27 protein-coding genes are annotated in these 26,112 nt (G+C 45.8%); 19 read left to right on the top strand and 8 right to left on the bottom strand.

Features of this window, described 5'->3' with window-relative positions; genetic code table 11:
* Positions 1-74 precede the first annotated feature (74 nt).
* Positions 75-530 carry an NUDIX hydrolase gene (locus Q9R36_RS12520; protein ID WP_311225210.1) on the top strand — a complete coding sequence of 152 codons (456 nt, stop codon included), beginning with the start codon at positions 75-77 and terminating at the stop codon, positions 528-530.
* A gap of 41 nt (positions 531-571) precedes the next feature.
* On the opposite strand, the gene Q9R36_RS12525 is transcribed toward Q9R36_RS12520, so the two are convergent.
* Positions 572-2,218: a hypothetical protein gene (locus Q9R36_RS12525; protein ID WP_311225211.1), complete on the bottom strand. Its 1,647-nt coding sequence runs from the start codon at positions 2,216-2,218 to the stop codon at positions 572-574.
* A gap of 2 nt (positions 2,219-2,220) precedes the next feature.
* On the bottom strand, positions 2,221-2,997 hold the full coding sequence (locus Q9R36_RS12530; RefSeq protein ID WP_311225212.1) for an ABC transporter ATP-binding protein: 777 nt from the start codon (positions 2,995-2,997) through the stop codon (positions 2,221-2,223).
* A gap of 248 nt (positions 2,998-3,245) precedes the next feature.
* On the opposite strand from Q9R36_RS12530, the gene Q9R36_RS12535 reads away from it, so the two are divergent.
* The 3 genes from Q9R36_RS12535 (at position 3,246) to Q9R36_RS12545 (ending at position 6,719) form a co-directional block, all read left to right on the top strand.
* On the top strand, positions 3,246-4,076 hold the full coding sequence (locus Q9R36_RS12535; protein ID WP_311225213.1) for a hypothetical protein: 831 nt from the start codon (positions 3,246-3,248) through the stop codon (positions 4,074-4,076).
* Between the two features lie 534 nt (positions 4,077-4,610).
* Positions 4,611-6,008, top strand: coding sequence for an alkaline phosphatase (locus tag Q9R36_RS12540; protein ID WP_311225214.1), 1,398 nt, complete (start codon positions 4,611-4,613; stop codon positions 6,006-6,008).
* Between the two features lie 63 nt (positions 6,009-6,071).
* Positions 6,072-6,719, top strand: coding sequence for a DUF4352 domain-containing protein (locus Q9R36_RS12545; RefSeq protein WP_311225215.1), 648 nt, complete (start codon positions 6,072-6,074; stop codon positions 6,717-6,719).
* Positions 6,720-6,895: 176 nt separating this feature from the next.
* Here Q9R36_RS12545 and Q9R36_RS12550 read toward each other — a convergent pair whose 3' ends face one another.
* Positions 6,896-7,513, bottom strand: a complete 618-nt coding sequence (locus Q9R36_RS12550; RefSeq protein WP_311225216.1) for a lysozyme inhibitor LprI family protein — start codon at positions 7,511-7,513, stop codon at positions 6,896-6,898.
* A 366-nt stretch (positions 7,514-7,879) separates the two neighbouring features.
* Here Q9R36_RS12550 and Q9R36_RS12555 point away from each other — a divergent pair, with 366 nt between their 5' ends.
* Positions 7,880-8,299, top strand: coding sequence for a universal stress protein (locus Q9R36_RS12555; protein ID WP_257992853.1), 420 nt, complete (start codon positions 7,880-7,882; stop codon positions 8,297-8,299).
* A 77-nt stretch (positions 8,300-8,376) separates the two neighbouring features.
* Here the strand turns inward: Q9R36_RS12555 and Q9R36_RS12560 are convergent, their stop codons facing one another.
* A complete protein-coding gene (locus Q9R36_RS12560; RefSeq protein ID WP_311225217.1) occupies positions 8,377-9,069 on the bottom strand; it encodes an LrgB family protein in 693 nt (230 codons plus the stop codon).
* Complete coding sequence (locus tag Q9R36_RS12565; RefSeq protein ID WP_311225218.1) at positions 9,042-9,443, bottom strand: CidA/LrgA family holin-like protein; 402 nt, start codon at positions 9,441-9,443, stop codon at positions 9,042-9,044. The genes Q9R36_RS12560 and Q9R36_RS12565 overlap by 28 nt, the downstream gene beginning before the upstream one ends.
* 159 nt (positions 9,444-9,602) lie before the next feature.
* On the opposite strand from Q9R36_RS12565, the gene Q9R36_RS12570 reads away from it, so the two are divergent.
* The 8 genes from Q9R36_RS12570 (at position 9,603) to Q9R36_RS12605 (ending at position 16,921) form a co-directional block, all read left to right on the top strand.
* The gene (locus Q9R36_RS12570) at positions 9,603-10,040 is read left to right on the top strand and encodes a MarR family winged helix-turn-helix transcriptional regulator (RefSeq protein WP_311225219.1); all 438 of its coding nucleotides are present in this window, start codon (positions 9,603-9,605) and stop codon (positions 10,038-10,040) included.
* Positions 10,041-10,156: 116 nt separating this feature from the next.
* A complete protein-coding gene (locus Q9R36_RS12575) occupies positions 10,157-10,960 on the top strand; it encodes a hypothetical protein (protein WP_311225220.1) in 804 nt (267 codons plus the stop codon).
* 215 nt (positions 10,961-11,175) lie between these two features.
* Complete coding sequence (locus Q9R36_RS12580; protein WP_257992849.1) at positions 11,176-12,366, top strand: YhgE/Pip domain-containing protein; 1,191 nt, start codon at positions 11,176-11,178, stop codon at positions 12,364-12,366.
* A 45-nt stretch (positions 12,367-12,411) separates the two neighbouring features.
* The gene (locus Q9R36_RS12585) at positions 12,412-12,951 is read left to right on the top strand and encodes a PadR family transcriptional regulator (protein WP_224901638.1); all 540 of its coding nucleotides are present in this window, start codon (positions 12,412-12,414) and stop codon (positions 12,949-12,951) included.
* A 603-nt stretch (positions 12,952-13,554) separates the two neighbouring features.
* Positions 13,555-14,430, top strand: coding sequence for an SMP-30/gluconolactonase/LRE family protein (locus Q9R36_RS12590; protein ID WP_311225221.1), 876 nt, complete (start codon positions 13,555-13,557; stop codon positions 14,428-14,430).
* A 152-nt stretch (positions 14,431-14,582) separates the two neighbouring features.
* The gene (locus Q9R36_RS12595; RefSeq protein ID WP_311225222.1) at positions 14,583-15,155 is read left to right on the top strand and encodes a class I SAM-dependent methyltransferase; all 573 of its coding nucleotides are present in this window, start codon (positions 14,583-14,585) and stop codon (positions 15,153-15,155) included.
* A gap of 15 nt (positions 15,156-15,170) precedes the next feature.
* Positions 15,171-15,857 (top strand): response regulator transcription factor, encoded by a 687-nt coding sequence (locus Q9R36_RS12600; protein WP_311225223.1) that lies wholly within the window; start codon positions 15,171-15,173, stop codon positions 15,855-15,857.
* Positions 15,854-16,921: a sensor histidine kinase gene (locus Q9R36_RS12605; protein WP_396137114.1), complete on the top strand. Its 1,068-nt coding sequence runs from the start codon at positions 15,854-15,856 to the stop codon at positions 16,919-16,921. The genes Q9R36_RS12600 and Q9R36_RS12605 overlap by 4 nt, the downstream gene beginning before the upstream one ends.
* Before the next feature lie 64 nt (positions 16,922-16,985).
* Here Q9R36_RS12605 and Q9R36_RS12610 read toward each other — a convergent pair whose 3' ends face one another.
* The 3 genes from Q9R36_RS12610 to Q9R36_RS12620 all read right to left on the bottom strand — a co-directional run bounded on the left by Q9R36_RS12610 (position 16,986) and on the right by Q9R36_RS12620 (position 19,575).
* The gene (locus Q9R36_RS12610; RefSeq protein WP_257992835.1) at positions 16,986-17,438 is read right to left on the bottom strand and encodes a DUF305 domain-containing protein; all 453 of its coding nucleotides are present in this window, start codon (positions 17,436-17,438) and stop codon (positions 16,986-16,988) included.
* 80 nt (positions 17,439-17,518) lie between these two features.
* The gene (locus tag Q9R36_RS12615; protein ID WP_311225224.1) at positions 17,519-18,199 is read right to left on the bottom strand and encodes a response regulator transcription factor; all 681 of its coding nucleotides are present in this window, start codon (positions 18,197-18,199) and stop codon (positions 17,519-17,521) included.
* Between the two features lie 14 nt (positions 18,200-18,213).
* Positions 18,214-19,575, bottom strand: coding sequence for a sensor histidine kinase (locus tag Q9R36_RS12620; protein WP_311225225.1), 1,362 nt, complete (start codon positions 19,573-19,575; stop codon positions 18,214-18,216).
* Positions 19,576-19,793: 218 nt separating this feature from the next.
* On the opposite strand from Q9R36_RS12620, the gene Q9R36_RS12625 reads away from it, so the two are divergent.
* The 6 genes from Q9R36_RS12625 (at position 19,794) to Q9R36_RS12650 (ending at position 25,885) form a co-directional block, all read left to right on the top strand.
* A complete protein-coding gene (locus Q9R36_RS12625) occupies positions 19,794-20,408 on the top strand; it encodes a YdhK family protein (protein WP_311225226.1) in 615 nt (204 codons plus the stop codon).
* Between the two features lie 230 nt (positions 20,409-20,638).
* The gene (gene treP, locus Q9R36_RS12630) at positions 20,639-22,093 is read left to right on the top strand and encodes a PTS system trehalose-specific EIIBC component (protein ID WP_257992831.1); all 1,455 of its coding nucleotides are present in this window, start codon (positions 20,639-20,641) and stop codon (positions 22,091-22,093) included.
* A 78-nt stretch (positions 22,094-22,171) separates the two neighbouring features.
* Entirely contained in the window at positions 22,172-22,888 is a 717-nt protein-coding gene (gene treR / locus Q9R36_RS12635) for a trehalose operon repressor (RefSeq protein WP_311225227.1), read from the top strand.
* A 140-nt stretch (positions 22,889-23,028) separates the two neighbouring features.
* Complete coding sequence (locus Q9R36_RS12640) at positions 23,029-24,033, top strand: TRAP transporter substrate-binding protein (protein ID WP_257992829.1); 1,005 nt, start codon at positions 23,029-23,031, stop codon at positions 24,031-24,033.
* A gap of 14 nt (positions 24,034-24,047) precedes the next feature.
* A complete protein-coding gene (locus Q9R36_RS12645) occupies positions 24,048-24,593 on the top strand; it encodes a TRAP transporter small permease (RefSeq protein ID WP_311225228.1) in 546 nt (181 codons plus the stop codon).
* Entirely contained in the window at positions 24,590-25,885 is a 1,296-nt protein-coding gene (locus Q9R36_RS12650; protein ID WP_311225229.1) for a TRAP transporter large permease, read from the top strand. Before Q9R36_RS12645 ends, Q9R36_RS12650 begins: the two co-directional genes overlap by 4 nt.
* Positions 25,886-26,112: the final 227 nt, after the last annotated feature.

Raw genomic sequence — 26,112 nt, forward strand, 5'->3', positions numbered from 1 at the left:
TCTGGAGAAAAGGAAGGAGAATGTATATCCTTATAGAAATATATACTTCATAGCGGGTAACTAGGGAGGTCATTATGGGGTATATAGAAGATTTGCGCAGAGCTGTCGGCAATGAGCCGCTGATATTGGTTGGCGTTGCAGTAGCGGTCATCAATGATATGGGAGAATTTTTGCTGCAAAAAAGAATAGACGGCCGCTGGGGCGTTCCCGGGGGATTCATTGAATTGGGCGAATCCACTGAAGAAGCAGGAAGAAGGGAAGTATTGGAGGAAACCGGCATTGAAATAGGAAGGCTTGATTTGGCAGGTGTGTTTTCAGGAAAAGAGCATCATGTGAAATTGCCGAACGGTGATGAATTTTATCCTGTGACAATTGCCTATATCTCGAAGGATATTAAGGGCGGCGATCTTAAAGCGGACGGACTGGAAACGACTGAGGCAAAATTTTTCAGAGCAGATGAGCTCCCTGAAGAGCTGAATCCTTTGATAAAGAATCTTATAAAGCAATATGCACAATCGCTGTCGCAGTAAAAAAAGTAGCCGCCAAAACATGGCGGCTTCTTTGTGCCATCCTATTCAAGGACGTCCTTCCAAGTAACCTTAAAAGCCAGCTTCCAAAAAACAGCCAGATAAATGAGGGCAATAGCCAAATACAGATAGATCCCATACGGCAGCAATGTGCTGAAATAGTGAAGCCCGGCAAATAAGCCGGCAACCAGCATCAGCCCGAATATTATCACACCATTGCCGTTCTGATTATACTGATCAAAAGACTCCGAAAACGGAATCGCTGTTTTCAGGATCATGAAGCAAAGGACCGCATAGGCACAGGCATTGATAAACACGACAATAAGATCCGGCACAATTCTTACCCCGAAAAGCAGGACAAACAGCACACTCAATATAAAGTAGATGGGAAGATACAACTTGATGATAAAAGCTTTTATGGTACCGCTAAACATGGGGCCAAGCTGGTCTAAAGGCGCGGCTCTGAAAATCCAGCCTCCTTTATATTTTCCTGAATACTTGAGAAGGATCATGATGGTCGGGATGATGATCATGCTGAAATAAATGGATAAATAGGAATTGCTCCCCTCCAGACGGCTGAGGTCTGTATCAAAGCTGCTGAAAATCATTAGAAACGGAACAACAATGGAAAACCCTAAAGAAGGGTATACCTTCAACTTAAAATCCCGTTCATTTTTCATCATGCTGCTGGAAAATTTAAAGAATGCTCTTTCTTCCTTTGAACGGCAAAGCACCTTAAGGAAAAATTGGCCGGCTTTACTGCGCTTCTTATCCTTCGCTTTTCCGTGATAGGCAAGCTTCTGAAGGTTTTGCTCAAAAGATGAATTGAATTTCGTATAAATCCAGATGCTCAGGAGCGGAACCACGATGCTTAAAGCTGTAAAGATGATAAAAAACGGCTGGAAGCTGCCGTTCAGCACCATTTCCGTATTGGCCCCAAACCACATCGGGAAGATGAATGCCTGCCACCATTTTGGCTCCAGTGAAACGGTGAAATCAATGATGGCGAAGGAGCGGATCAGCAATTGATAGCCGACCATAATCATCAGCGACAAACCAATTTGTACATAATTGATAAGATCTTTTAATTTTTCCCCGTCAAAGAAGCGCAGGAATGCCAGATAGATAAGCGCGGTCAATCCTACGATAAACAGGTCAATCAGGATGATGTTGATGACTGCGGTCAGGAAGAACAATGGTCCAATTTTGAAAAGCCCGACAAACAAAGGAATCGTGACAAGCGCGATGGTAAGGAATGATAGATAAATGACAACATGGACCATCTTCGCCGTATTGATCGTCTTGCGGTCAACAGGTTTGGGAAACAGGATATTCCGGTCGCGGATATCCAGCAGGACCGAAGAAAAATCGGAAATCATCGAGGTCATGACAAAAAAGGTGAAAATCCCATAAAAAAGGCTCAGCTGAAAAAGGTAGTTCTCACCCATCAGCAGAAAGGGAATCATAAACAGTCCAAATAAAACATAAATCCATAGTGATTTTATATACTGATTGCTCTTTTCCTTGTCTTCTGCCCTCCTCGCATTCTGTGCAAATACGGTTGGCACACGCCGCCCATCCATCGTCAGCTTTACTTGCAGGATCATTCTCATAACCTTGTAGTCTACGCCAAATCTGGTGAACATCCGCTCAAAACGGTCCAGTATTTTGAGAGTCTGATAGTCCTGCATCCTTACATCTCCCCTACAATCGAGACAAATCTGGCGCCAAGTTCCTTATGCTCGCTAAATCCGGTCAGCTGGTTGAAAATCTGTTCAAGCGAGCCTTCCGTGGTCTGCTGCAGCTCTTCAAAGGTGCCATCAGCTGCGATCCTCCCGTCATGAAGGAGGATGATGCGGCTGCTGATTTTTTCGACCACATCCATAATGTGAGAAGAATAGAATATCGTTTTACCCTGCACAGCCAGCTGGGCCATAATCTCTTTAAAAATCATGACACTGTTCGCATCCAGGCCATTGATGGGCTCATCGAAAAACAAGAGGTCCGGATTATGCAATAAACTCGAAATGATGAGCAGCTTCTGCCGCATTCCCTTCGAATAAGAAGCAATCCGGGAATAATAGACCTCACCGATGCCAAACAGCTCCATCAAGGTCTTTGCCTTATAGCTGGCAAGGTCAGAATCAATTCCGTACAGCTCGCCGATAAAAGTTAAATACTCATGGCCAGTCAGGTTGTCGTAGACCTCGGCAATCTCCGGCACATAGCCGATTTTCCTTTTATAATCGATCTTTCCATTAGAAATATCCTGGCCAAAGATTTTCACCCCGCCTGAATAACCATCCTCAATCCCCAGCATAATTTTGACAGTCGTACTCTTCCCGGCACCATTAGGACCGATATAGCCAATGATCTCCCCGCGCTTCACCTGAAAAAAAACACCATTCAGTACTGACTTTGATCCATAGCTCTTTTTCAAATCCTTAATCTCTAATATGATGTCTTCCATACCAGCTACCCCATTTCAAAATAATTCCATTTGTTATTAGTGTAACATTAGGTGCTTGGGGGCTAAAGGGGGGATTGGGAATTGTTTGACTTTTTCCTGCTTGATGAAGATGGGGTGTGAGCAGTAAATCACAGGCTTTAGACGTAAGTTGATGGGCTTCAAGAAATTTTAAGATATATAGGCGTTGAATAGAGTCCGCTATCCCCTTCGAACTGGTAGAATAATCTAAAACATACAAGGGGCAAAAAATGAATAGTAACTTTGGAAAATACAATATACCAGCAACACTTGAAAAATTAATTCAATTTGAAAGTATGCTTGATGACCCTGAGCAATTTTATCTTTGCTTTCAGTTTTACCTCTCGATGGAGGGTGACCGGTATTTTAACACGCCTAGCGATGTGGTCGTCTTTGGAAGAATTGGAGTCGATGGTGTTCATTATGGATTTCTGACTGACTATGGTTCTGCAGCTGATCTAGAGACTGCGCCAATCGTATGTGTTTCTCCTATGGATTTTGACGCTCCAACTCGTATAGTAGCCAGGAATATAAAAGAATTTCTGGGTATTAATCTGACTGACAGCAGTCTGTTCTATAATCAATTCGGCAGTGAAGAGAAGTATCTGGCTGCTAAAGCGCGCTGGGCAGAAGAAGCCGAAAGCTTGTCGAATATGCTTTCTGAAAAAGATAGTCTGGTTCGGGAGGAAGCGGAAAAGTTTCTGCGGGAGAATATTCAGGTGCCACATATTGAGAATCCATACCGATATGTGGAAACCGCAGCAATTGAGCGTCAAAAAGTAATAAGCATTCAAACGCAGGATGGCTTGGGGGTAACAGCGCCGCTTCTTCAAGGCGAAGAACATATTCCCTTTCCATTCCAACCACATCAAGTGCCTGATAAGAAAAAGGTGGAAGAGTATCTTTTGGCAGCACCCACTGCCTCAAAGCTCGCACTATTCAGGAACACCCAGCTTAACCTTGACCTGATGGAATATCCAGAAATTTACGTTGTTGTTATAGAGGCAATGAAAAAAATTGGACTGACAGATGAAGTAAAGAGAATTTCGGAAGGTTTTTAATATTATTATCCAGATGTGGAAAACATAAGACTCTTAAAAGGGATGGGTTTGGCTGTAAAAGTACTATCGGATGATATAAGACACTCCAGAGAGCCTGCCGGGGTGCCGGAGTGCTTCAAAACCGTAAGATGAGGCACTCTAGGGAGCTCACCGGAGTGTCAGAGTGCCTCAAAAGCCGGATATAAGGCAATCATAATTGCTCACCAGCCCTTCAGAGTGCTTCAAAAGCCAGATTTGAGGCACTCAAAAGGGTACCACAGCCCCTCACAGTACCTCAAAATCCAAACATGAGACACTCAGAATTGCTCACCAGCCCCTCACAGTGCTTCAAAAACCTGACATGAGGTACTCAAGACAACTAAACGCTGCCGCAAAGCACTTCAACCTGCCAGCGCAAACATATTCGCGGTTCCTTTATATCACAACCAAGATTTTTCATACATTTTTTACAATCCCTTTACTATCTCTTAAACTGCCGTCAACAAAACTTCCTTATAGTTTTAATAGAATCATACATAACAGGAGGTTGATCCTATGTTAAAGAAAGGCCGTTTGAGCAAAAAAATTCTTCCTATCGCTGTGATGTCTGCTGTTGCGCTTGGAAGCATCATGTCTTTTGCTCCTGAGAAGGATGCACAGGCAGACAAAGGCGGAAAAGTTAAAAACGTCATTTTCCTGATTGGCGATGGAATGGGTGTTTCCTATACTTCAGCCTATCGCTATATGAAAGATAACCCAAAAACACCTGGCGTTGAACAGACTGCATTTGATCCATATCTTGTCGGACAGCAAATGACCTATCCGGAAGACCCTTCTGAAAATATCACCGACTCTGCATCTGCAGCGACTGCGATGTCAGCAGGCGTTAAGACCTACAATGCCGCTATCGCCGTTGATAACGACAAAAAAGAAGTGAAAACTGTACTGGAAGCCGCAAAGGAAAAAGGCAAAGCGACAGGACTTGTGGCAACTTCTGAGATTACTCATGCGACTCCTGCCTCATTTGGCGCACACGATGAAACCCGCAAGAACATGAATGGCATCGCAGATGATTATTATGATGAGCTGATCAATGGCAAGCATAAGGTGGATGTCCTTCTTGGCGGAGGCCTGTCAAACTTTGTGCGGGAAGACCGCAACTTGACAGAAGAGTTCAAAAAGGATGGCTACAGCTATGTAACGGACAAAAAACAGCTGCTGGCTGATAAGAATGACCAGATTCTTGGTTTGTTCGCTCCAGGCGGTCTTCCAAAGATGATCGATCGCCCGGCTGAGACACCATCACTTGAGGAAATGACAAAGGCAGCCATTAAACGCTTGAATAACGACAAGGACGGCTTTTTCCTGATGATAGAAGGAAGCCAGATCGACTGGGCCGGCCACGATAATGATATCGTCGGGGCCATGAGTGAAATGGAAGACTTCGAGAAGGCTTATAAAGCAGCTATCGAATTTGCCAAGAAAGACAAGAATACACTTGTAGTGGCAACAGCTGACCACTCAACAGGCGGTTACTCCATTGGAGCTTACGGCGTATACAACTGGTTCGCGGACCCAATCAAAGCTGCAAAGAAAACACCTGATTTCATGGCTGCAGAAATCGCCAATGGCGCAGATGTTGAAAAAACACTGAAAACGTACATCGACCAGAAGCAGCTAGCCCTGACACCGGAGGAAATCAAGGCGGTTAAAGATGCAGCAGCCTCAAAAAAGGCAGTGGATATTGATAATGCAATCGAGAATATTTTTAACAAGCGATCCTACACAGGCTGGACTACTGGCGGCCATACAGGTGAGGATGTACCAGTTTATGCTTACGGCCCTCACAAAGAACGCTTTGCCGGCCAGGTAAACAATACAGACCATGCCGAAATCATTTTCGATTTGCTGAAAAGCAAAGGAAACAAGTCAAACTGGTGGTTCAATAACTAATACATCAATAAGCTTCCCGCTGCCCAGCGCATCGGGAGCTTTTTCTTAAGGGAGGATACTCACTTGAAAAAGCTGGTTCTCATCATGCTGGCAGCGGCCCTTGCCGGCTGTTCGGCGGAATCTGAAACCCAAAAAACCCCAGACAGCGGCGAGGCGACGGTCAAGGCCTCTGCAGCAGTCAAAAAGGATGTATATGTGCCCAATCCGCAGGTGACAGACGACCGCGATCTGGTGCTTGTTGGCGAGACCGTTAAGGACCTCAAGGGCGAGCTTACCCTGAAAGCCTACAGCCCGGTCAATGAGACCATAAAGGTCGGGCCGATAACGATGACAGTCAAAGATGTCAAGGTGCTTCACTATGTACCGGACTACAGTATGATCGACTTTTTCCATGCTTTTACCCATGAAGAAGCATTCGACTTTGTAAAGGTAAGCATTGAAATAGAAAACAATTCCGATACATCAGTCAAATTTAATCCGATTGCGGCCCTGAAGATGAACAGCGGCGAGCATAAAACATGGGAAGACGACATTTACCTGGAAGAGCTGACCGGGGAAATCGAAGGCAATTCCGTTAAAAAGGGCAGCATGGGCTTTATCCTGGAAAAGAATGATGACTATCAATCGGTGGATCTGTTGACGAGCGATGCTGTCGATGAATCCCATGATGTGGTTGAGCAGGGGAAGCATGTGAGCGTAAAGCTGGACTAGCATCTGGCAGAACCAGTTCTAGCGGGCGGCAATTGGTTTCAGTGCTGGAACGGATCATTAGCTTTTCTAAATCAGCCGCCTGGAAGACTATCCCCTGTTGAACTGTTTCCGCTTCGCAATACATGAAGTTAAAAAGAAAAGGCATTGCGCAGAAGCAATGCCTTTATGTGTGTCCCTTATTTAGCTTCATTCATATAAGTTTCAACCAGCTCATAGCATCTTTCTTCGGTGAGATTGGCCAGGACGGCAACATATTCTAAATGTTCCTGTGTACCGCCTTCATATTTGAGGGATGCCTCCAATGCGCGGGCGTCACGTTCCTTTAGCCAATCGCGCTGTTCCTCCCTTAAAGACTCCATCTCTTCTGCCGGAAGCCGATCTTGTAGAACTCCATAAATTTCATTGAGCCTGTCATCCCAAATTTCCCAACGGTCATTTTCTACTTTTTTCAAAGCGTATGTTGATGAATCTGCCGCTTCTAAAGCGTCTGCTTCTTTTTTGCTGGCATTCAGTTTTTGGAGATACTCTTCCTTCAGGCTATTCTCCGTATCATTAGCAGGAGGTTCTTCTTCTTTCACTGAGGAGCTGTCCTCAGTATTTGCGCCGCCGGTATTTGAGTCGTCTGCTTGAGAGTCGGCACCAAAAGAATCATGATCTGCATTTTGAGACGAATCATTATTTTGCTGCTTGTCGGTATCATCATTTGATACACCAGATGAGCTTTCGCAAGCGGCTAACAACAGGACTAATAAAAGTGTAAAAATGGCTATGTAATGTTTGCCTTTGTTTTTCATGTTAAAAAGTCCTCCTCTTTCAATTTCCTGACTTATTTCGGCGGACAGTTAATAGATTTGGCCTGCCTCTTATACTGTAACATCATCTCTTGTATCAGGAAAAGCGGCGCGGGGAATAACGAAAACGGCTGTACAAGTCTGCTCACCGGTTTCAAAATCGTTTTCTGCCGTCCATCCGGCAGGAGGACGATATCTTCGGGTTTGTTCCTGTTAAAAGAAAGGCGAGCGGAATAAAAATGATTAAGGGGGCGATATTTCCTTTTGTATCCTGCGCCATAGCTATTTAGAATATAAATAGAGTTGAAGGTAAGGTATTATTCCCTTAAATTTGAAAGCGTCATCATTTTGATATCAGGAGGTTATCATATGTACCAAAAGATATTATTAGCAACAGATGGTTCAGAGCACAGCAAGAGAGCTGCAGAAAATGCCATCCATATCGCCAAGTGCAGTTCAGGGTCTAAAATTGAAATCGTCTATGTCGCCGATCCTGATAAAGCAAAGTCGGAAACGCTGAGCCACTGGAATACTGCGAATCTTGGCGAGGGAAAAAAGAGGCGGCTTGCCGAGGTTGAGAAGCTTGCAAAGGAATCCGGAGTTCAATATGAAATCATTGTACTGGATGGTGACCCTGGCCCCTGCATTGTCGACTATGCCAATAAAAATCAAGCTGATATCGTAATCATTGGAAGCAGGGGGCTGAATGTCCTGCAGGAATTCGTACTGGGAAGTGTGAGCCATAAGGTTGCCAAGCGGGCGGCTTGTCCGGTGCTGATTGTGAAGTAAGCCCCTTAGGGGAGATGGAAAAGGCACATCCATGTTATGTGAAAAACCTGCCTTCCAATATGGAAAGCAGGCTGTCTTTAAATATGGAACAGCCACACGATAATCGGGCCGAACACCGATCCGAGGAGAGCGCATAGAGTCATGGATACAGAGCTCATGGAGACGCTGATTTCGCCGTACTCGGACGCCTTTGAAGTTCCGAGTCCATGTGAGGCGCTGCCGAGTGCGATGCCGCGGCCAAGCGAGGAGCGGATCCGTACCCACTTGATGATAGAAGGGCCTAATAGGACACCTGAGAAACCGGCGAGTGTGACAAAGATGACGGTCATGGAAGGAATGCCTCCAATACCGTCTGCGATCTGCATGGCAACGGGCGTGGTTATCGATTTAGGGATGAGCGACAGGATGAGCTCGTGGTTCATCCCGAGCAGCATAGCAAACAGCATGCCGGTGATCATACCGGTGAACAAGCCCGTGAACACACCGCCAAGTACCGGCAGGCTGTATTTTTTCAAGACTTCCCGCTGGGTATAAAGCGGGTAGGCAAGGGCCGTCACGGCAGGACCCAGCAGGAAGTGGATCCATTTTCCGCCTGTCATATACTCCTTATATGGCACATGCAGTCCTGCAAGCAGGGCTACAATAATGATAGTTGAAGTTAGGACAGGAATGAACACAGGATAAGAATACCGCTTATATACAGAAGCCATCACCATATAGATGCTGATGGTCGAGAAAATCATCAGGATTGCGATGATAATGCTTTGCACGCTCTTTTCTCCTTTCGTTTATCGGCACGGTTTTCTAAAAACTGGCTCATCAGGCCTGCAGCGGCGATCGTGGCAATCGTGCTCACGACAACAATGGCAGCCAGTACTGCTCCGGTAGCGGAAAGCAGGCTCGGATAATTGACGACACCTGCCATCGACGGGATGAACAGGAGAGGCAGAATCGACAGCAGGAAGCTTGCTCCGTCTTTCACAAAGATGACCGGCACAATATGAAGCAGCAGACAGGCAAGCAGCAGCAAGAGTCCGATAATGCTGCCTGGTATTGGTATATGAAAAGCCCGCTGGATTACATCACCAGTAAAGGTGAAGGCGTATAGTACACAGATTTGGAGGACAATTTGAAGCCATTTCATGATAGTCATAGCCGTTCTGGAAAATAAGAACAGCGTTCCTCCTTTCAAAATCACTTTACTTTTCAGATAAATGTTTGTATAGTACAAGTATATATTTGTATTATACAAGCATTTTAAGCTTTGTCAATCTATGTGCCACCCATATCAGGAGGGGAAAGCATGTCAAAAGAGAAACAAAACGACGTTGAACTAATAGAATACGAATTGGCGACCTTCATCCGCAAGGCAGTCTATCTTGAGCAGTCGGAAAAAAAGATCGGCCAGCTGGAGCGCTCAGCCTATCTGCTTCTCAGACAGCTTGATGAATTCGGCCCAGCCCGCGTAAAGGAGCTTGCTGAAGCTTTTAAGCTTGATATCTCGACACTGTCAAGACAGGCTGCGTCACTTGAAGCGAAAGAGCTCATCAAACGCTGCTCAGATCCAAACGATGGCAGAGTAAGTGTATTTTCGATTACAGACCTGGGAAAAGAAAAGCTGGAAGCAGATATCGCAAACCGAAGGGCCCATTATTACAAGGTTCTAAAGAACTGGACAGAAGAAGAAAAGGAGATGTTCGGAAAGCTGGTTGTCCGGCTCAATACATCATTCTTTGAGTAGGCATATAAGATTCCCACAAAAAGTAAGCGCATCCATGTCTGAAGCCGACAGGGAATTTCCATCTGCTTCCTCTTTGATATAATAAGAGAAAAAGAGCGAAAAAAAGAGGGAAACTTATGCTCCTTTATAAAATAGCGCCATACTTGATGCTTGCCGGCCTGATCTGTCTGCTGGGCGATGGTATATGGATAATCAGCAGCTATGAAGATCCGGCTCCTTATCCGCCCGCCGCCTACCTATGGCTCTTTGCCGGACTTCTTCTTATGCTCATATCTTTTACTTTTATGGAAGTGCTGAAGGGGCAGGCCGGCGGAAGCGATTCAGGCTTCCCTGGTTCTAAAAGAAAAGATATGAGGGAATATATCCAGCCTTTAGCGGCAAAGGCACAAAACGGAGATAAGCGTATTTGGGCTTTGCTGATTGCCGTGATAATCATCCTGGCTGCGGTCTTTTTTGCCTTTCCGGGTTTTCCGCTGCTCGATGTAGTTTTCACAGTAATCCCAGCTGCTGCTGGAGCCGGGTTCGTTCTTTATATGGCGAAAGCCGAGCCGGAGGAAGATGATGAATCGGGCAAAGCTTACCGCTGGCTGCGCTTCATTGATTACCGCAGGCATCCGTTCAGCCTCGCCCTCCTTGTATTCATTCTGATGAACTTGTCTTTGCTTTTATCCAAGAAATACGGAATCAGCCTTGTGATTGACCAGGAAGGCTACAGCCCTTATGCCACCTCTCTCAGGACAGAATTTCATCTCAATGCCGCTCTACTGGTGTCCTGTGCCTGCCTGTATATCAACCAGCACGCCCCATTTCTCGGCTTTCATCAAAAAAACAGCAGCCATATGGTTGTTGTCGGAGTTCATTTTTTTGAGATTCTGGTCTGTGGTGTCGGATTGTTTGTGCTGATTTTGAGCTGGTTTTAGGATGCGGTTTAGTACATACTTGAGTGATTTGCCCTTCAGATCTAAATACTTTCAAAGGACTGCAAGCTGCGTTTCATAGCGCCAAGCCTGCAGTTTTTTTATGTTGACTTTCCCTAAAAGATGCAATAAACTAACAAAGTACTCAAATTAAAGTACTTTTAATAAAGTATATTTATAAAAGTAATATAAATTTCACAGAAGGAAGGAAAGCAACAATGAAATTTACGCAGTTTCTAAAAACACGAGGGGCCATCGCATCGATTTTCATGGGGATCTTCTATGCCGCTGCGATGCTTGGCATTTTTCTCCCGGGCTATTCTGCGATTCCAGGGAATGTCGATCAAATGCCGATTGCGATTGTGAATGAAGATGCTGGCGCTTATGGTGCCCAGATTGCCGGACAGCTCCAGGAGAATCTGCCTTTTAAAGAAATTGAAACAGATATAAGCAATAAGCAGGCCATTAAGGACCTGAATCATAATGACCTGGCTTTAGTCGTGCGAATCCCGGAAACCTTCTCTGCGGATCTGCAAAAAGGTGAGGGATCGACAGGCATTGATTTTACAATTAATGAAGCCTCGGCCACTACCGTTTCTTCTACTATGAAATCTGTCGTCGGTGAAATTAACAACCAGCTGCGCAGCCAGTTCTCACAGCAAACCGCACAGGGTGTCCTGATGAACTTTAATCTGCCGGAAGACCAGGCAGCAGAGATGGCTAAGAAAATTGAAACAGCTTATAGCGGAAATGTCATTTCAATCAATAAGATTCCAGCTGGCATGAATAATAATATGCTGCCGATGTTCCTGACAATGGCCGGCTATGTTGGTGCCATGATTGGTGCGATGCAGCTGGTCGCTGCTTTCAGAGAAAGCCGCGGCAAAGCAAGCAAAACCAGGTTGTTCCTATATGTTCAATTAACAGCCCTCCTGATTGCTGTTGTATCCTCAGCTGTTGCCGTCGGAGTGGCGTATCTGGTCAATGAGCCAAGCGGCGATCTGTTCTTCGGCATGGCCGGCCAGCAGATCCTGAACTATATGGTCTGCTTCAACTTCACGGCAGTCCTGATCTTCCTGATCGGAGAAGGGGGCATGGTCTTGAACCTGCCGATACTGCTGATGCAGACATTAGCAAATGGCGCTACCATCTCACGCGAAATGATGTATGCTCCATTCCAATGGATGAGCCATATTTCTCCGATGTATTATTCTGTCCAGGCTTACATGGCCAATATGTACAGCAGCATCAGCCCAAGCCCTTACCTCTGGTCAATGGCTGCAATAGGGGGAGCTGCGATGCTGATCAATATCGCCATTGTTGCGTTCCTTCACAAACCTGCACCAGTGGGGGTTCCAGAGCTTGATGCAGGTGATGCTCTCAAGGCTGCAGGTGAAGTCACCGCCTAGTTTTGCTATGATAAGAAGAAGAGTCTTCTTGCAGGAGGATATAATATGTCCATTCAAATTTTCATCCTAAGCAAACTGATGGAGGATAATAATTATCCGTATAAATTAAAAAAACAGCTTTCTGAACCAATCCCGCTCGATCAGCTGAGCGGACTGACGGAAAGCAAGCTGTACTACCATTTCGATACACTGGCGAAGCAGGGCCTCATTGAGACAGTCGAAATTATCAAAGAGGAACACCGCCCTGATAAGCAGGTGTTTGGCATAACAGCTAAAGGCCGTGAAGAATTGCCGAAGAAAATCTACAAGGAATTCGAGAAATCCACTCAAATCGGGGAGATGGTCGTCGCGATCGCCAATATTAAATATGTGGAGCGCGGCAAAGTCATCACCATCCTGGAAAAAAAGCTGGACGCCATCAAGGCCCGCTGGGAGCAGATCAGCAGCATAGACGCCGAGAAGCATGTCGGCGAGGCACAGCAGAACATCAGAGAATTCATGGAAGGCTATGTTTCAACCAGGATGGAGCATACGATTTACTGGCTGGAAGAGCTGATCCGGCGGGTGGAGCGGAAGGAAATTTAGCGTTCCAGGAGAGAGCTGGAGCCACTATTTCAGAGAAAAGCAGGAATAGTGGTTCCAGGTAAGAGAGCTGGAGCCACTATTTCAGATAAAAACCGGAATAGTGGTTCTAGATGAGAGAGCTGGAGCCACTATTTCAGGGAAAAGCCGGAATAGTGGCTCCAGATGAGAGAGCTGGAACCACTATTTCAGAGAAAAGTCGGGATAGTGGTTCTAGATGAGAGAGCTGGAGCCACTATCTCAGAAAAACGCAGGAATAGTGGTTCCAGGTAAGAGAGCTGGAGCCACTATTTCAGAGAAAAGCCGGGATAGTGGTTCTAGATGAATGGGCTGGAGCCACTATTTCAGAGAAAAGCCGGAATAGTGGTTCCAGGTAAGAGAGCTGGAGCCACTATTTCAGGGAAAAGTCGAAATAATGGTTCCAGCTAAGAAAACTCGAACCCATCTGCTAAAAAATTTATAAGTGCCCTTAAAGCATGCTGCACTCCAGGCTGTCGACTAAGTTGACAGCCGTTTGTTATATTGTTTGCTTGTGAGTTTCCCGCCGCTTCCTCCCGGGAAAGTTTATAATAAAGTAAATCTTAAACAATTGACGAGGTGTTAAAAATGGGAGAAGCAGAATTAGTCCTGGATGCAAAGGCAACACTCGGCGAGGGTCCATGCTGGGACGCAGAGAAGCAGTTATTATACTGGGTGGATATCAAGGAGAAAAAGGTGAATATCTTCAACCCGGATTCAGGAGAAAACCGGGAGATCAAGCTGGATCAGAATATAGGAACGATTGTGCCGAGAAACGCGGAGGAAGCGGCAGTAGCGTTGGAGGATGGCCTTTATCTTCTTAACTTCAATACAGAGAAGCTCACATTAATAATAGAATTAGAGAGCGATATTCCCACTAATCGTTTTAACGACGGCAAGTGCGATCCTGCCGGCCGGTTCTGGGCAGGTACGATGGATAAGCAGGGTGCAGGTGCTGAAGGGTCGCTGTATTGTCTGGATACTGATAAGCAAGTTGAGAAAAAGTTGGGTCAGCTTGGCATTTCGAATGGCCTCGCTTGGTCACCGGATAACAGATTCATGTATTTTATCGATACACCAACAAAAGAAATCAGCCGCTTTGATTTTGACCTCGAAACGGGGGCAATTGAAAACCGCACTGAAGTCATCAGCTTTCCGGAAGGAGACGGTGCGCCAGACGGGATGACGATTGATGGAGAGGGAATGCTGTGGATTGCCCACTATTGCGGCGGCAAGGTATCGAGGTGGAACCCCCATACAGGTAAGCGGCTGTCAGAAATAAAGGTCCCTGCCAAGAACGTGACTTGCTGTACATTTGGGGGTGGGGACCTAAAGGACTTGTACATCACCACTGCAAGAGATGGGCTGAACGAAGAACAGCTGAAAGAGTATCCTTTGTCAGGCGGGCTGTTCAGGGTAAAAACCGAAGTGAAAGGGAGTCCGGCTTATTCTTATAAAGGTTAAAATCTGAGCTGCCATGAAGGCGGCTTTTTTTGAGTTCTCCAGCCCATACTACTTTATAAGCATCTTAATGATTCTTAATAAATTCCATAAGAAATTCTTCAGGTTTTGAATTTATGCTAAAGGTATAAATTCGACAGATGGAGTGAAGCGAAATGAAGGGGAATATATTCCTGCAGCAATATTTGAAGCATCCAAGAAAGGTTGGGGCACTCTTGCCAAGCACCGGCTATCTGGCTGAAAAGATGGTCAGTGACCCAGCATTCGGGAGCGCAAGATTGATTGTCGAGTATGGCCCTGGAACAGGCGTGTTCACCCAAAAGATCCTGAATTGCAGACATCCTGATGCTACCGTCCTGCTGATTGAAAACAATTTGGAATTTTATTCTTTGCTGAAGGAGAAATATCAGGACGAAGAAAATTTGATCATTGTTAACGGGTCGGCAGAGAAGATAGATTTTTATATTGAAAGCCACGGGCTCGGGAAGATAGATTTTGTCATCTCCGGACTGCCTTTTGCCAGTTTGCCTGAGCCTGTGTCCCATGCTATCTTAAATAACACCAGAAAGCTGCTGGGGTCTGACGGGCATTTTATCACCTTTCAATATACAATGCTGAAAAAAGCATATATAGAGCAATTTTTTAAGAATATAGAAATTAAGCGGGAGTACCGCAATTTTCCGCCGGCTTATGTAATGAGCTGCAGCAACGATAAACAAGAAGTATGATGGGATGTGTTACGGGTGGATGGCCATATTTTAATCGTGGACGATGATAAAGAAATCAGGCATCTGATTTCGGTATATCTGGAAAATGAAGGACTGGAGACAAGCCAGGCAAAAAATGCCCTGGAAGCTTTAGGCAAGCTGGAAGTGCAGGCATTCGATTTGATCATCCTGGATATAATGATGCCGGAAATGGATGGCATAGAAGCATGCATGAAAATCAGGGAAGAACAGCATATGCCGATCATCATGCTCTCGGCGAAATCGGAGGATATGGACAAAATCCAAGGGTTGACCTCTGGGGCAGACGATTATATGTCAAAGCCGTTCAACCCGCTTGAGCTGATCGCAAGGGTCAAGTCTCACCTGAGGCGATACAAGAAATACAATACAGAATCGGAAGCAGATAAAAATGTGATTGTGATTGGCAGCCTGGAGATTAATACAGATACAAGGCTGGTGTATGCAGGCCGAAAAGAGATCAGGCTCACCCCGAAGGAGTTTGACATTCTGGAGCTGCTTGCGAGGAATAAAGGAATTGTCATGAGCGTCAGCAAGATTTATGAATCTGTCTGGAAAGAAGACCTGCTGAAGTCGGACAACACAGTCATGGTCCATATTACAAAAATCAGGGAGAAAATCGAGGAAGATCCCAAGCATCCGATCTACATCAAAACCATCTGGGGAGTGGGATACAAGATATGATGCTGAAAAACAGGCTGTTTTTTAAACTGCTGGGGTCTATCGCCATCAGCTTTGCAGCATCTTTCTTTGTGATGGTTGTGCTTTCTCAAATGATTTTCAGGATGTATGATGTTAAGTTTCTGACTGAGCTGAGTGTGCCGATTTACAATGTCACCATGTTCCTGTTCTTTTCCATAATTATTTTAAGCTTCATTTTGGTTTTCCTTTTGCTGGTACGCAAGAAGATTTTCTATTTGAAAATGATCAGCGATCGTGTCCAGGAAATAGCCGGAGGACAGCTGGGCTTGACGATCAATATCAAAGGGAAGGATGAACTATCCCAGCTCGCCGGTAATATTAATTTTATGTCCAAGGAGCTTGAGAGCAGATTCGAGCATGAAAGAAGCCTTGAGAACGCCAAGAATGAACTGATCACCAATGTTTCCCATGACTTAAGGACGCCGTTAACCTCAATTATCGGCTATCTGGATCTCTTGAGAAAAGGGCAATACCAGGACACCACAGAATTAAAGGAGTATCTGGAAACAACTTATTCAAAGTCGCAAAGGCTTAAGTCGCTCATGAATGAATTATTGGATTACACACGGCTGGCCAGTCCTGATGTTCTCTTGAATATGGATAAGGTCGACCTCTCAGCTTTATTGAGGCAAATGGCCGGCGAGTATATGCCTATCATGGAACGGGAGCAGCTCACCGTTGATTCTGCTATTACAGAAGAGCCAGTCCAGATTTTGATGGACGTGGAAATGATGGTCCGAGTCTATGAAAATCTTTTCTCGAACAGCATAAAATACAGCACGAAGCCGTCTTCAATAGAAATCTCTCTGGATGCCGAGGGTTCCAGGGCCGTACTGAAAATTTCCAATAGAACGGATAAGCCTCCTGTTGCCGACTTGAATCAATTATTCGACCGGTTTGTCACAGGAGAAAAAGCGAGAACAGAAAACCAGGGAACCGGCCTTGGGCTGGCCATATCGAAAAGGATTGTCGAGCTGCATGGCGGAAGGATCTATGCGGAATACGCAGAGGGCTGGATGACGGTTGTGGTGGAGCATCAGATATAGCTTAGGAGCTGGAGAGGTCAGTAAAAAGAAAAAATCAGCCTGCCAGGCTGATTTTTCTTTTCAATTATTCCTCATCTTTAAGATCTTCAATAAGCTGCTTCATTTCGTCGATTTCCCTAACCTGCGCTTTAATGATTTCATCTGCGAGCTTCCTTACTCTTGGATCCGATATTTGTGCACGCTCGCTTGTCAATATTGCGATGGAATGGTGGGGAATCATGCCTTCCATATAATCGACATCATCGACAAGCGCCTGGCTCCGGATCAGGAATAGCGATAAAAAGAATAAGAGGATGCTGCCAGTCAGGATGCCTATGTTGGCTTTCTTGTTTTTCAGCATATTTCTCATGAAGAGAAGCATGATCACAGCCATGGTTGCCCCCATCAGCAAAGCCATGTATGCGCGCATCTCGCTGAAGAAGATATGATCCACCTTAAAGGTGCTCCAATATTTAAATAGGAACATAATAATGGTAGAGGTCACGACCATTCCGGCAAATTTCCAGTATGGTTTCAATTCTGCTCACTCCTTTTCTTAAGTTGGGGTTATAGGTTAAATCCCCTTTAAGTTTGCAGAATGTGTGCATACTTTCCTTTTTATTTTATTTTCCATTGATAGCCAATGCCCCATACGGTTGCCAAATGCTTTTCTATTGGAAAGGAAGCCCGCTTTAATTTCTCGCGCAGATTCCTTACATGAGAGTCTACCGTCCTGATTTCTGTGCTGGCATTAATATCCCATGCGACTGCCAGCAGCTGGTCCCGTGTATATACGCGTTCAGGGTGTTTCATTAGTGTTTCGAGCAGCAGGAATTCCTTTAAGGTCAACGAAACGGCTTTCCCTTTATACTTTAATGTATATGAATCCGTATCCAGTTTGAAATCCCCGCGGATGATTTCTTTTGCATCCTGCTGGATTTGCTGCCTCCTGAACAAAGCATTCACCCGCGCGAGCAGCACCCTCTCATCGAAAGGCTTGGTCACATAGTCATCGGCTCCGCAATCAAATCCCTTTACCATATCCATATTATCGCTTCTGGCTGTAACCATAATGACAGGGATATTCGAAAATTCCCTTATTTTCCGGCACGTTTCCAAACCGTCGAGCTCTGGCATCATGATATCGAGCAGCAGCATGTCGACCTGCATTCGTTTGACCAGCTGAATCGCTTCGTATCCTCCATTCGCCCTCAAGGTTTTGTAGCCATGCGGCTCCAGGAACAGGGCCAGCAGATTCTTCATCCGTTCCTCGTCATCAACAAGCAAAATGGTTTTCAAAAAGCGTCACCTCTTTAAATTTCAATCTCAACGATTGTTCCTTTATTCTCCTGGCTGGAAATGCGGATGGTGCCCCCATGGGCCTCCACTAATTCCTTTACAATCGAGAGTCCGAGGCCGGAGCCGCCGTTCTCGCGCGATCTTGACTTATCGACCCTGTACAGCCTGTCAAATACATATTTAAGATCTGCTTGCGGGATTCCCTTACCTTGATCCTCAATCAGGATCTTTACTGTCCCTTTTGCTGTTTGTTCAGCATGTACAGCTGTTTTCGTATATTCATCAGAGTATTTTAATGCATTATCAAGCAGGTTATAGATTATCTGCTCAAACCTTAATGGGTCAGCTGACAGCGTAAGCCCTTCCTTACAGCAAGTTTGAAGCTCTATGTTTTTCCCGCTGAACGCAGGCTTGACTTTTGCTGTAAGTTCCCCCAGCATCCTGCACAGGTCGATTTCCTGCTTCTGGATTGTAAAATTGGTCTGGTCAATCTTGGCCAGCTGGAAAAGGTTATCAATCAGGTTACCGAGCCTTGCGGATTCATCCTGGATGATCTCCAGATATTCCCGCCGTTCACTGTCTGGCAGGCCTTCCCGCAGGGCGACTGCTGTATAGCCCTGCATATAGGTCAGGGGAGTACGCAATTCATGTGAGATGCTGGCCAGGAAATCAAGGCGGCTTTTCTGGATATTCTCCAGGTCGCTGGCAAGCTTCTGGATGGAAGTGGACAGCTCTCCTAATTCATCTTTGCCGGCCGGAGGAAGTTTTACCTGAAAATGCCCTTTGCTTAGTTGCTCAGTTGCTTCCTTCATTTTGATCAAAGGGCGTGTCAGGAACTTGGATAAAAGAAAATAGATGAAGGCAATCGCCAATAAGCTAAGAACACTTGCAAGAAAAAAGTGGTGGTTTAATTTTTCAATCAGCTGCCTCAATGGAGCGGTATCCTTAAACATATACACATAGCCTTCTTGGCCTGAGCTGCTGAACCGGGTCACTGTCGCAAGATAACGCATTTCCCTCCAGTTGGATTCAATGACAGTCCCATCTCTTGAAACATCAGAAGAATGCCTTGCCATAATCTCCTTCATTCTTCCAGAAAGGCTTCTCGAACTTACAATGATCTGTTTATCTAAATCAGTAATGACGACTTCTGTCTCCGTCTTCGATTCCATTAGCGCGATATGGCTGAGTGTGCCTTCAGTATAACTGTCCTCCAGCACATCCCGGTGGCTGTTGCCTCTTGAGAGAATGGATTTAAACTCCTCATCCACCCGCGAGTCGATGATATTGTTGTATAAATAAAACATTAAAAAAGATTCCAGGACTAAAACAGCAAGTAGAAACCAGGCAGCCAGCTTTGTCGATATTTTATTCATAAAGTCCCTCCGTTTCCAGGCCAGGCGCTAAGCAGATGAGAGCCGGCACTACCTACTATATCATTAACATTTGCAAAAAAATTGAAGAGAACTATCTAAAGGAACGCTTTTGGAGGAGAAAAATCATCAGGTAAGGGAAATATAAATGTAAAGCTATCTACATAAATTCTGCATTTTTATCTGAAATAATAGTTCTTATTAAAAGAAGGAGGAAGAAAATGATGAAAAAAACACTGGCTATATTAATTTTCATGCTGACCCTGATCCTGGCGGCATGCAGCTCTAACGATCAGGACAACACAAGTGAAGACAATGGAGGAAACAGTACAGAGCATCATCAAAGCGGCCAATCAGAAGGAGAGCAAGAGGATCACGCGGGAATGGACCATTCAGAAATGGATCATTCAGGCAGCGGGGAAATCCCTGAAGGCATGAAGGAAGCGGAGAATCCAAAATATAAAGTGGGAAGCAAAGTGATCATAGAAGAAGGACATATGCCGGGGATGAAGGGAGCCGAAGCAAAGGTGGCTGCTGCATACGACACAACGGTTTACACAGTTTCCTATGACCCTGTAACAGGGGGCGACCGGATAGAAAACCACAAATGGGTCGTTCACGAAGAGCTTAAAGATGCTGGAGAGCAACCCTTCAAACCGGGCAGCGAGGCCATCATTGAAGCGGAGCATATGGAAGGGATGAAAGGGGCGGAGGCTGTCATTGATACAGCAGAGCAAAAGACCGTCTATGTTATCGATTTCACTCCCAAAGACGGAGGGGCGGAAGTAAAGAATCATTTATGGGTTACTGAAGAGGAACTTTCATCTGCGGAGTAAGATATGGAAGCACCTGCTCAAACGGCAGGTGCTTTTTTTGTTGTAGAAGCAGGACGGCAATCCATCCAATTCGATCACCATGTAATTTGCCTATAAAGGGGAAAAAGATTGTGTTGACAAACTTGTATATATAAGTTAAATTTTAAGAGAGCTCAGCATTTGTATATACAAGTTAATGAAAGCGCTATTATATCTTTTATGTGCTGATTATAAAATATGGGGGAATACCTATGACAAAATATACAGGCCCTGCAAATGAGCTGCTGGAGCATATCGGCGGACGGGAAAATATTGCAGCGGTGACACATTGTGTGACGCGCATGCGCTTTGTTCTGAATGATCCATCAAAGGCTGATATTGAAAAAATTGAAAGCATTAAGCTTGTAAAAGGCACTTTCACGCAAGCAGGCCAATTCCAGGTCGTAATCGGAAATGAAGTTTCAAGCTTTTATAATGAATTCACAAAGATTGCCGGTGTAGAAGGCACTTCAAAAGAGGAAGCCAAAACAGCGGCCAAGCAAAACCAGAATTGGCTTCAGCGGATGATGGGGCATATGGCGGAAATTTTTACACCATTAATTCCCGCCCTTGTAGTCGGCGGTTTGATTCTCGGCTTCAGAAATGTAATCGGTGACATTAAGCTCATGGAAGATGGCACCAAGACCATTGTTGAGATCTCCCAATTCTGGGCTGGCGTCCACGCTTTCCTGTGGCTGATAGGCGAAGCGATATTCCACTTCCTTCCTGTCGGGATCACCTGGTCTGTTGCCAAGAAGATGGGAGCATCCCAGATCCTTGGAATCGTCCTTGGTATTACATTAGTATCACCGCAGCTGCTGAATGCCTATGGAGTTGCCGGCGCAGGGGCAGGAGATATCCCGCAATGGGACTTCGGATTTGCCCAAATTGATATGATCGGCTATCAGGCACAGGTTATTCCTGCCATCCTGGCTGGTCTGACATTAGGCTTCCTTGAAACGAGACTGCGTAAAGTGGTTCCAAATTCTATCTCAATGATTGTCGTTCCTTTCCTTGCACTAGTTCCGACTGTCTTGATAGCGCATACAGTGCTGGGCCCTATCGGCTGGCAGATCGGTTCCGTAATTTCGGATGTTGTGTATTCCAGCCTGACTTCTTCATTCGGCTGGCTGTTTGCAGCAGTGTTTGGCTTCGTGTACGCACCACTGGTTATTACCGGCTTGCATCATATGACAAATGCCATTGACCTTCAGCTGATGAGTGAGCTCGGCGGAACGAATCTGTGGCCAATGATCGCCATTTCAAATATTGCCCAAGGATCAGCCGTATTGGCCATGATCTTCATCAACCGCAAAAATGAGGAAGAAAAGCAGGTTTCCATCCCTGCGGCCATTTCCTGCTACCTTGGCGTAACCGAGCCTGCGATGTTCGGGATCAACCTGAAATACGGGTTCCCATTCCTGGCTGCCATGATTGGATCGATGATTGCAGGGGTTGTCTCTGTAGCGAGCGGCGTCATGGCCAACTCAATCGGTGTTGGCGGACTGCCTGGTATTCTTTCGATTCAGGCACAGTATATCGGAACATTTGCCATCTGCATGATCATTGCGATTGTCGTTCCGTTCGTCCTGACTACCATCTTCGCTAAAACAGGCGTAAAGAATTTTACTTTCAAAAAGCAAAAGAAACAGAGTGCAGCTGTCTAACTGCATACAGGAAGGGGGACGGGTGATTCTCCCTTCCTTTTTCTTTGCCTGATATAAATAATGATTGGGGATTGTTATATGAGAAAGAAGTATCTAGATATCTGCCAAAGCCTCACGGAGCAAATCAGGAGCGGAAGCATTAAACCAGAAACCTTTCTGCCGTCTGAGAATGAAATGGTAAAAGAATATCAGGCTTCAAGGGAAACCATCCGCAAAGCATTGAATCTCCTTGCCCAAAATGGCTATATTCAGAAAATAAGGGGGAAAGGCTCGATGGTCCTTAATACTTCCAAATTCGACTTCCCTGTGTCCGGTCTGGTCAGTTTCAAGGAGCTGGCAGGCAAGATGAGTGAAGCGCCACAGACGATTTTGAACGGCTTGAGTCTTGGAAAAGCCAGGGGTTTCATCAAAAAGGAATTGCAGCTGGAGGAAGGCGACCTGGTCTGGGACGTCCTGCGGACAAGAAAGATGGGAGGGGAAAGAATCATTCTTGACCGCGACTTTCTGGCTGAGAAGCATGTTCCCCATCTGTCAGAGGACATTTGCAGAGATTCAATCTATCAGTATCTTGAAAAAGAATTGAATCTGAACATCAGCTTTGCCAAGAAGGAAATCATCGTAGAGGAACCCACCGATGAGGACCGCTCCCTTCTGGATCTTGATGGCTTCCAGAATGTAGTAGTCATCAGGAGCCATGTATACCTGAACGATGCCAGCCTTTTTCAGTTCACAGAATCCAGGCATCGTCCGGACAAATTTCGTTTCACTGACTTTGCCAGAAGAGCGCTCCACTGAATAATAAAATCATCAAATGCCGGATCCTGCTCCGGCATTTTTTTGTGCTCCTTCATAAACAGCGTTGTTTCAATAGTCATATTTTAGGGAATACCTTCAGGAAATATACAACATTGCATACATAACCTGGAGGGGGATTTATGAAGAATTTTAAGGTGTTTGGCATTATCCTTCTGCTTTTGGCAGCAATCCTGGCCGGCTGTACAGCCCAGGCTGCCGAGGAGGAAGGGACAGTCACATTGAGGCTTGCCCATAATCAGGGTACAACGCATCCGATACATACTTCGCTGACAGAGTTTGCAAGATTGGTAGAGGAAAAGACAGATGGCAGTATGAAGGTCAAAATTTATCCGAGCGGACAGCTTGGCGGGGAGCGCGAGGCACTTGAGCTGACGCAGACCGGTGCGATTGACTTTGCCAAGGTGAGCGCCGGCTCGCTTGAGAATTTTTCAGAAGTCTATTCATTGTTCAGCCTTCCTTATTTATTCGACGATAAAGACCATTTCTATAAAGCGATGAACAGCAGCACCGCAAAAGAGATCTATAAGACTACAACTGATATAGGTCTGAGGGGACTGACGTTCTATGAATCAGGCACAAGGAATTTTTACACGAAAAACAAGCCGATTATGCACCCGGATGATCTGAAGGGGCTGAAAATACGCGTCCAGCCGAGCCCGACGAACCTGAAGATGCTTGAGCTGATGGGAGGATCGCCGACGCCGATGTCCTTCGGTGAAGTCTATACGGCAATGCAGCAGGGTGTCATTGATGGCTCGGAAAATAATGAGACAGCACTGACGGATAATAATCACGGAGAGGTGGCAAAGCAGTACAGCTACAGCGAGCATGCCATCATTCCGGATATCCTGATTGTCAATGAAAGCAAATGGAAGCAAATGACTGCCGATCAGAAGAAAGCTATAGCAGAAGCGGCGGAAGAGTCTTCTTTTTACCATAAAGAGGTTTGGCGGAAAGCGACAGAGAAAGCGATAAAAGACGCCAAAGATATGAATGTCACGTTCAGCAGGCCGGATAAAGAGCCTTTCATGGAAGCCGTCCAGCCGCTTCATAAAGAGTTTGCAGAAAAGAAATCGACCGGAAAATACTATAAAGAAATCCGGGATATGGCTGAAGGCAGCTAAAAGGGGGAGCAATCATGCAGACTATGAAAAAATGGATCGATCTGAGCATTGCCTTTGTGACCTGCACCCTCCTGGGTGTGATGGTCCTGATGGCAATCTGGCAAGTGTTCACAAGATATGCACTGGATTCGCCAAGTACGATTTCGGAGGAGTTTCTCCGGTATTCGCTGATATGGGTTTCCATGCTGGGCGGAGCCTATGCTTTTGGGAAGAAGAAGCATATCGCAATCGAGTTCATCGTAGAAAAGCTGGAAAACAGGAAGAGACTTGCCGCAGCTATCCTGATTGAGTTGATTGTGCTGGCATTTGCTGTTTTTGTCATGATTGTCGGCGGGTCTAAAACAGTTGGGATTTCCATGGAGCAGTATTCTGCCGCACTCGGCCTTCCGATGGCCTATATTTATCTGTCATTGCCGGTGAGCGGCGTCCTGATTGCTGCTTATTCTATGATTTCGATCAGGGAAATCTCGGCAAACAGAAAAGCGGACTTATATTCAGAAGAAGTAGAGACTCCAGAGCCAATACATATTGATAAGGATAGAAAGGAGGGGCTGGGATGACAATCACAGCAGGACTCCTATTGCTTTTTGTATTCTTTCTTCTCTTATTTTTGGGCGTGCCCATTGCCATCAGCATCGCCGGTGCCTCTCTTGTCACCATGCTTGTTCTGTTTCCTTTTGATATCGCCGTTTTCACAGCGGCGCAGAAGATGGTGGCGGGTCTCGACAGCTTTTCCCTGCTCGCCATCCCGTTCTTCATCCTGTCAGGGGTTATCATGAATAATGGCGGAATTGCGATCCGCCTGATCAACTTTGCGAAGGTCCTTTCCGGGAGGATGCCCGGGTCGCTTGCCCATACGAATGTAGTCGGCAATATGCTGTTCGGTTCGATTTCCGGCTCCTCTGTTGCCGCTGCAGCAGCCATCGGCGGCGTTATGTCTCCGCTCCAAAAGAAAGAAGGCTATAGCCCGGCATATTCTGCGGCTGTTAATATCGCATCGGCTCCGACAGGGCTTCTGATTCCGCCGAGCGGCCTGCTGATTGTCTATTCCCTTGTCAGCGGCGGGACGTCGATTGCCGCGCTCTTCATTGCCGGCTATATTCCCGGCATCCTTTGGGGCCTCGCAACCATGGCAGTAGCATATGTGATTGCGAAGAAAAAGAATTATCCCATCGCACCGAAGATTACGTTCAGCCAGGTGATGAAAGTATTCCTCGATGCGATTCCGAGCCTGCTGCTCGTGGTCATTGTTATCGGGGGAATCATTGCGGGGGTATTCACGGCAACAGAGGGTGCTGCCATTGCAGTTGCATATTCTCTCATCCTATCGATGTTCTATCGGACTTTTAAAGTTAAAGATATACCAAAAATGCTGATGGAAACGGTGGAGATGACGGCCATCATCATGCTTCTGATCGCCGCATCGACCATCCTTTCCCTTGTCATGGCGTTTACGGGCATTCCTGAGGCCATCAGCAGCGGAATCCTCAGCCTGACCGACAATCCGATCCTGATCCTGCTGCTGATGAACGTCATCCTGCTGATTATTGGGACTTTTATGGATATCACCCCTGCGGTCTTGATATTCACGCCGATATTCCTGCCGATTGCCACAAATATCGGGATGGACCCAGTGCACTTCGGCATCATGATGTGCCTCAATCTTTGCATCGGAAGCATCACACCGCCGGTGGGAAGCGCCCTGTTCGTCGGATCCAGCGTCGGCAAGGTGAGGATTGAGCAGCTCGTGAAGCCGCTGCTTCCATTCTATGCTGCCATCATCGTTGTGCTGCTGCTCGTTACTTATATTCCGCAGGTCAGCATGGTGCTGCCGGGACTGTTTGGACTATAAAGTGAAAAAGGACTGCCTCTGCCTATAAGTAGTTCAGATAATGTGGGGGGAAAATCAACATACGTTTTCATAGCATATGTGGACGGTAAGGTAATTAACTAACCAAAAAAGCTTGGGATATCCCAGGCTTTTTACTTTAGAATGATCTTCGCTGAATAGTTGAACAGACGATTTCCCATTAACTTTAACATTCTTAAACAATGAAACTAGATTCCCTGCTAATGGAG

It is taken from the genome of Bacillus sp. AG4(2022) (assembly GCF_031844465.1).
Classification (GTDB): Bacteria; Bacillota; Bacilli; order Bacillales; family Cytobacillaceae; genus Bacillus_AB; species Bacillus_AB infantis.

Excerpts from the sequence above, each read along its gene's own strand:
- Q9R36_RS12520 (WP_311225210.1), top strand. The coding sequence starts at position 75 with ATGGGGTATATAGAAGATTTGCGCAGAGCTGTCGGCAATGAGCCGCTG.
- Q9R36_RS12525 (WP_311225211.1), bottom strand. The coding sequence starts at position 2,218 with ATGCAGGACTATCAGACTCTCAAAATACTGGACCGTTTTGAGCGGATG.
- Q9R36_RS12530 (WP_311225212.1), bottom strand. The coding sequence starts at position 2,997 with ATGGAAGACATCATATTAGAGATTAAGGATTTGAAAAAGAGCTATGGA.
- Q9R36_RS12535 (WP_311225213.1), top strand. The coding sequence starts at position 3,246 with ATGAATAGTAACTTTGGAAAATACAATATACCAGCAACACTTGAAAAA.
- Q9R36_RS12540 (WP_311225214.1), top strand. The coding sequence starts at position 4,611 with ATGTTAAAGAAAGGCCGTTTGAGCAAAAAAATTCTTCCTATCGCTGTG.
- Q9R36_RS12550 (WP_311225216.1), bottom strand. The coding sequence starts at position 7,513 with ATGAAAAACAAAGGCAAACATTACATAGCCATTTTTACACTTTTATTA.
- Q9R36_RS12555 (WP_257992853.1), top strand. The coding sequence starts at position 7,880 with ATGTACCAAAAGATATTATTAGCAACAGATGGTTCAGAGCACAGCAAG.
- Q9R36_RS12565 (WP_311225218.1), bottom strand. The coding sequence starts at position 9,443 with ATGAAATGGCTTCAAATTGTCCTCCAAATCTGTGTACTATACGCCTTC.
- Q9R36_RS12570 (WP_311225219.1), top strand. The coding sequence starts at position 9,603 with ATGTCAAAAGAGAAACAAAACGACGTTGAACTAATAGAATACGAATTG.
- Q9R36_RS12575 (WP_311225220.1), top strand. The coding sequence starts at position 10,157 with ATGCTCCTTTATAAAATAGCGCCATACTTGATGCTTGCCGGCCTGATC.
- Q9R36_RS12580 (WP_257992849.1), top strand. The coding sequence starts at position 11,176 with ATGAAATTTACGCAGTTTCTAAAAACACGAGGGGCCATCGCATCGATT.
- Q9R36_RS12585 (WP_224901638.1), top strand. The coding sequence starts at position 12,412 with ATGTCCATTCAAATTTTCATCCTAAGCAAACTGATGGAGGATAATAAT.
- Q9R36_RS12590 (WP_311225221.1), top strand. The coding sequence starts at position 13,555 with ATGGGAGAAGCAGAATTAGTCCTGGATGCAAAGGCAACACTCGGCGAG.
- Q9R36_RS12595 (WP_311225222.1), top strand. The coding sequence starts at position 14,583 with ATGAAGGGGAATATATTCCTGCAGCAATATTTGAAGCATCCAAGAAAG.
- Q9R36_RS12605 (WP_396137114.1), top strand. The coding sequence starts at position 15,854 with ATGATGCTGAAAAACAGGCTGTTTTTTAAACTGCTGGGGTCTATCGCC.
- Q9R36_RS12620 (WP_311225225.1), bottom strand. The coding sequence starts at position 19,575 with ATGAATAAAATATCGACAAAGCTGGCTGCCTGGTTTCTACTTGCTGTT.
- Q9R36_RS12625 (WP_311225226.1), top strand. The coding sequence starts at position 19,794 with ATGATGAAAAAAACACTGGCTATATTAATTTTCATGCTGACCCTGATC.
- treP (WP_257992831.1), top strand. The coding sequence starts at position 20,639 with ATGACAAAATATACAGGCCCTGCAAATGAGCTGCTGGAGCATATCGGC.
- treR (WP_311225227.1), top strand. The coding sequence starts at position 22,172 with ATGAGAAAGAAGTATCTAGATATCTGCCAAAGCCTCACGGAGCAAATC.
- Q9R36_RS12640 (WP_257992829.1), top strand. The coding sequence starts at position 23,029 with ATGAAGAATTTTAAGGTGTTTGGCATTATCCTTCTGCTTTTGGCAGCA.
- Q9R36_RS12645 (WP_311225228.1), top strand. The coding sequence starts at position 24,048 with ATGCAGACTATGAAAAAATGGATCGATCTGAGCATTGCCTTTGTGACC.
- Q9R36_RS12650 (WP_311225229.1), top strand. The coding sequence starts at position 24,590 with ATGACAATCACAGCAGGACTCCTATTGCTTTTTGTATTCTTTCTTCTC.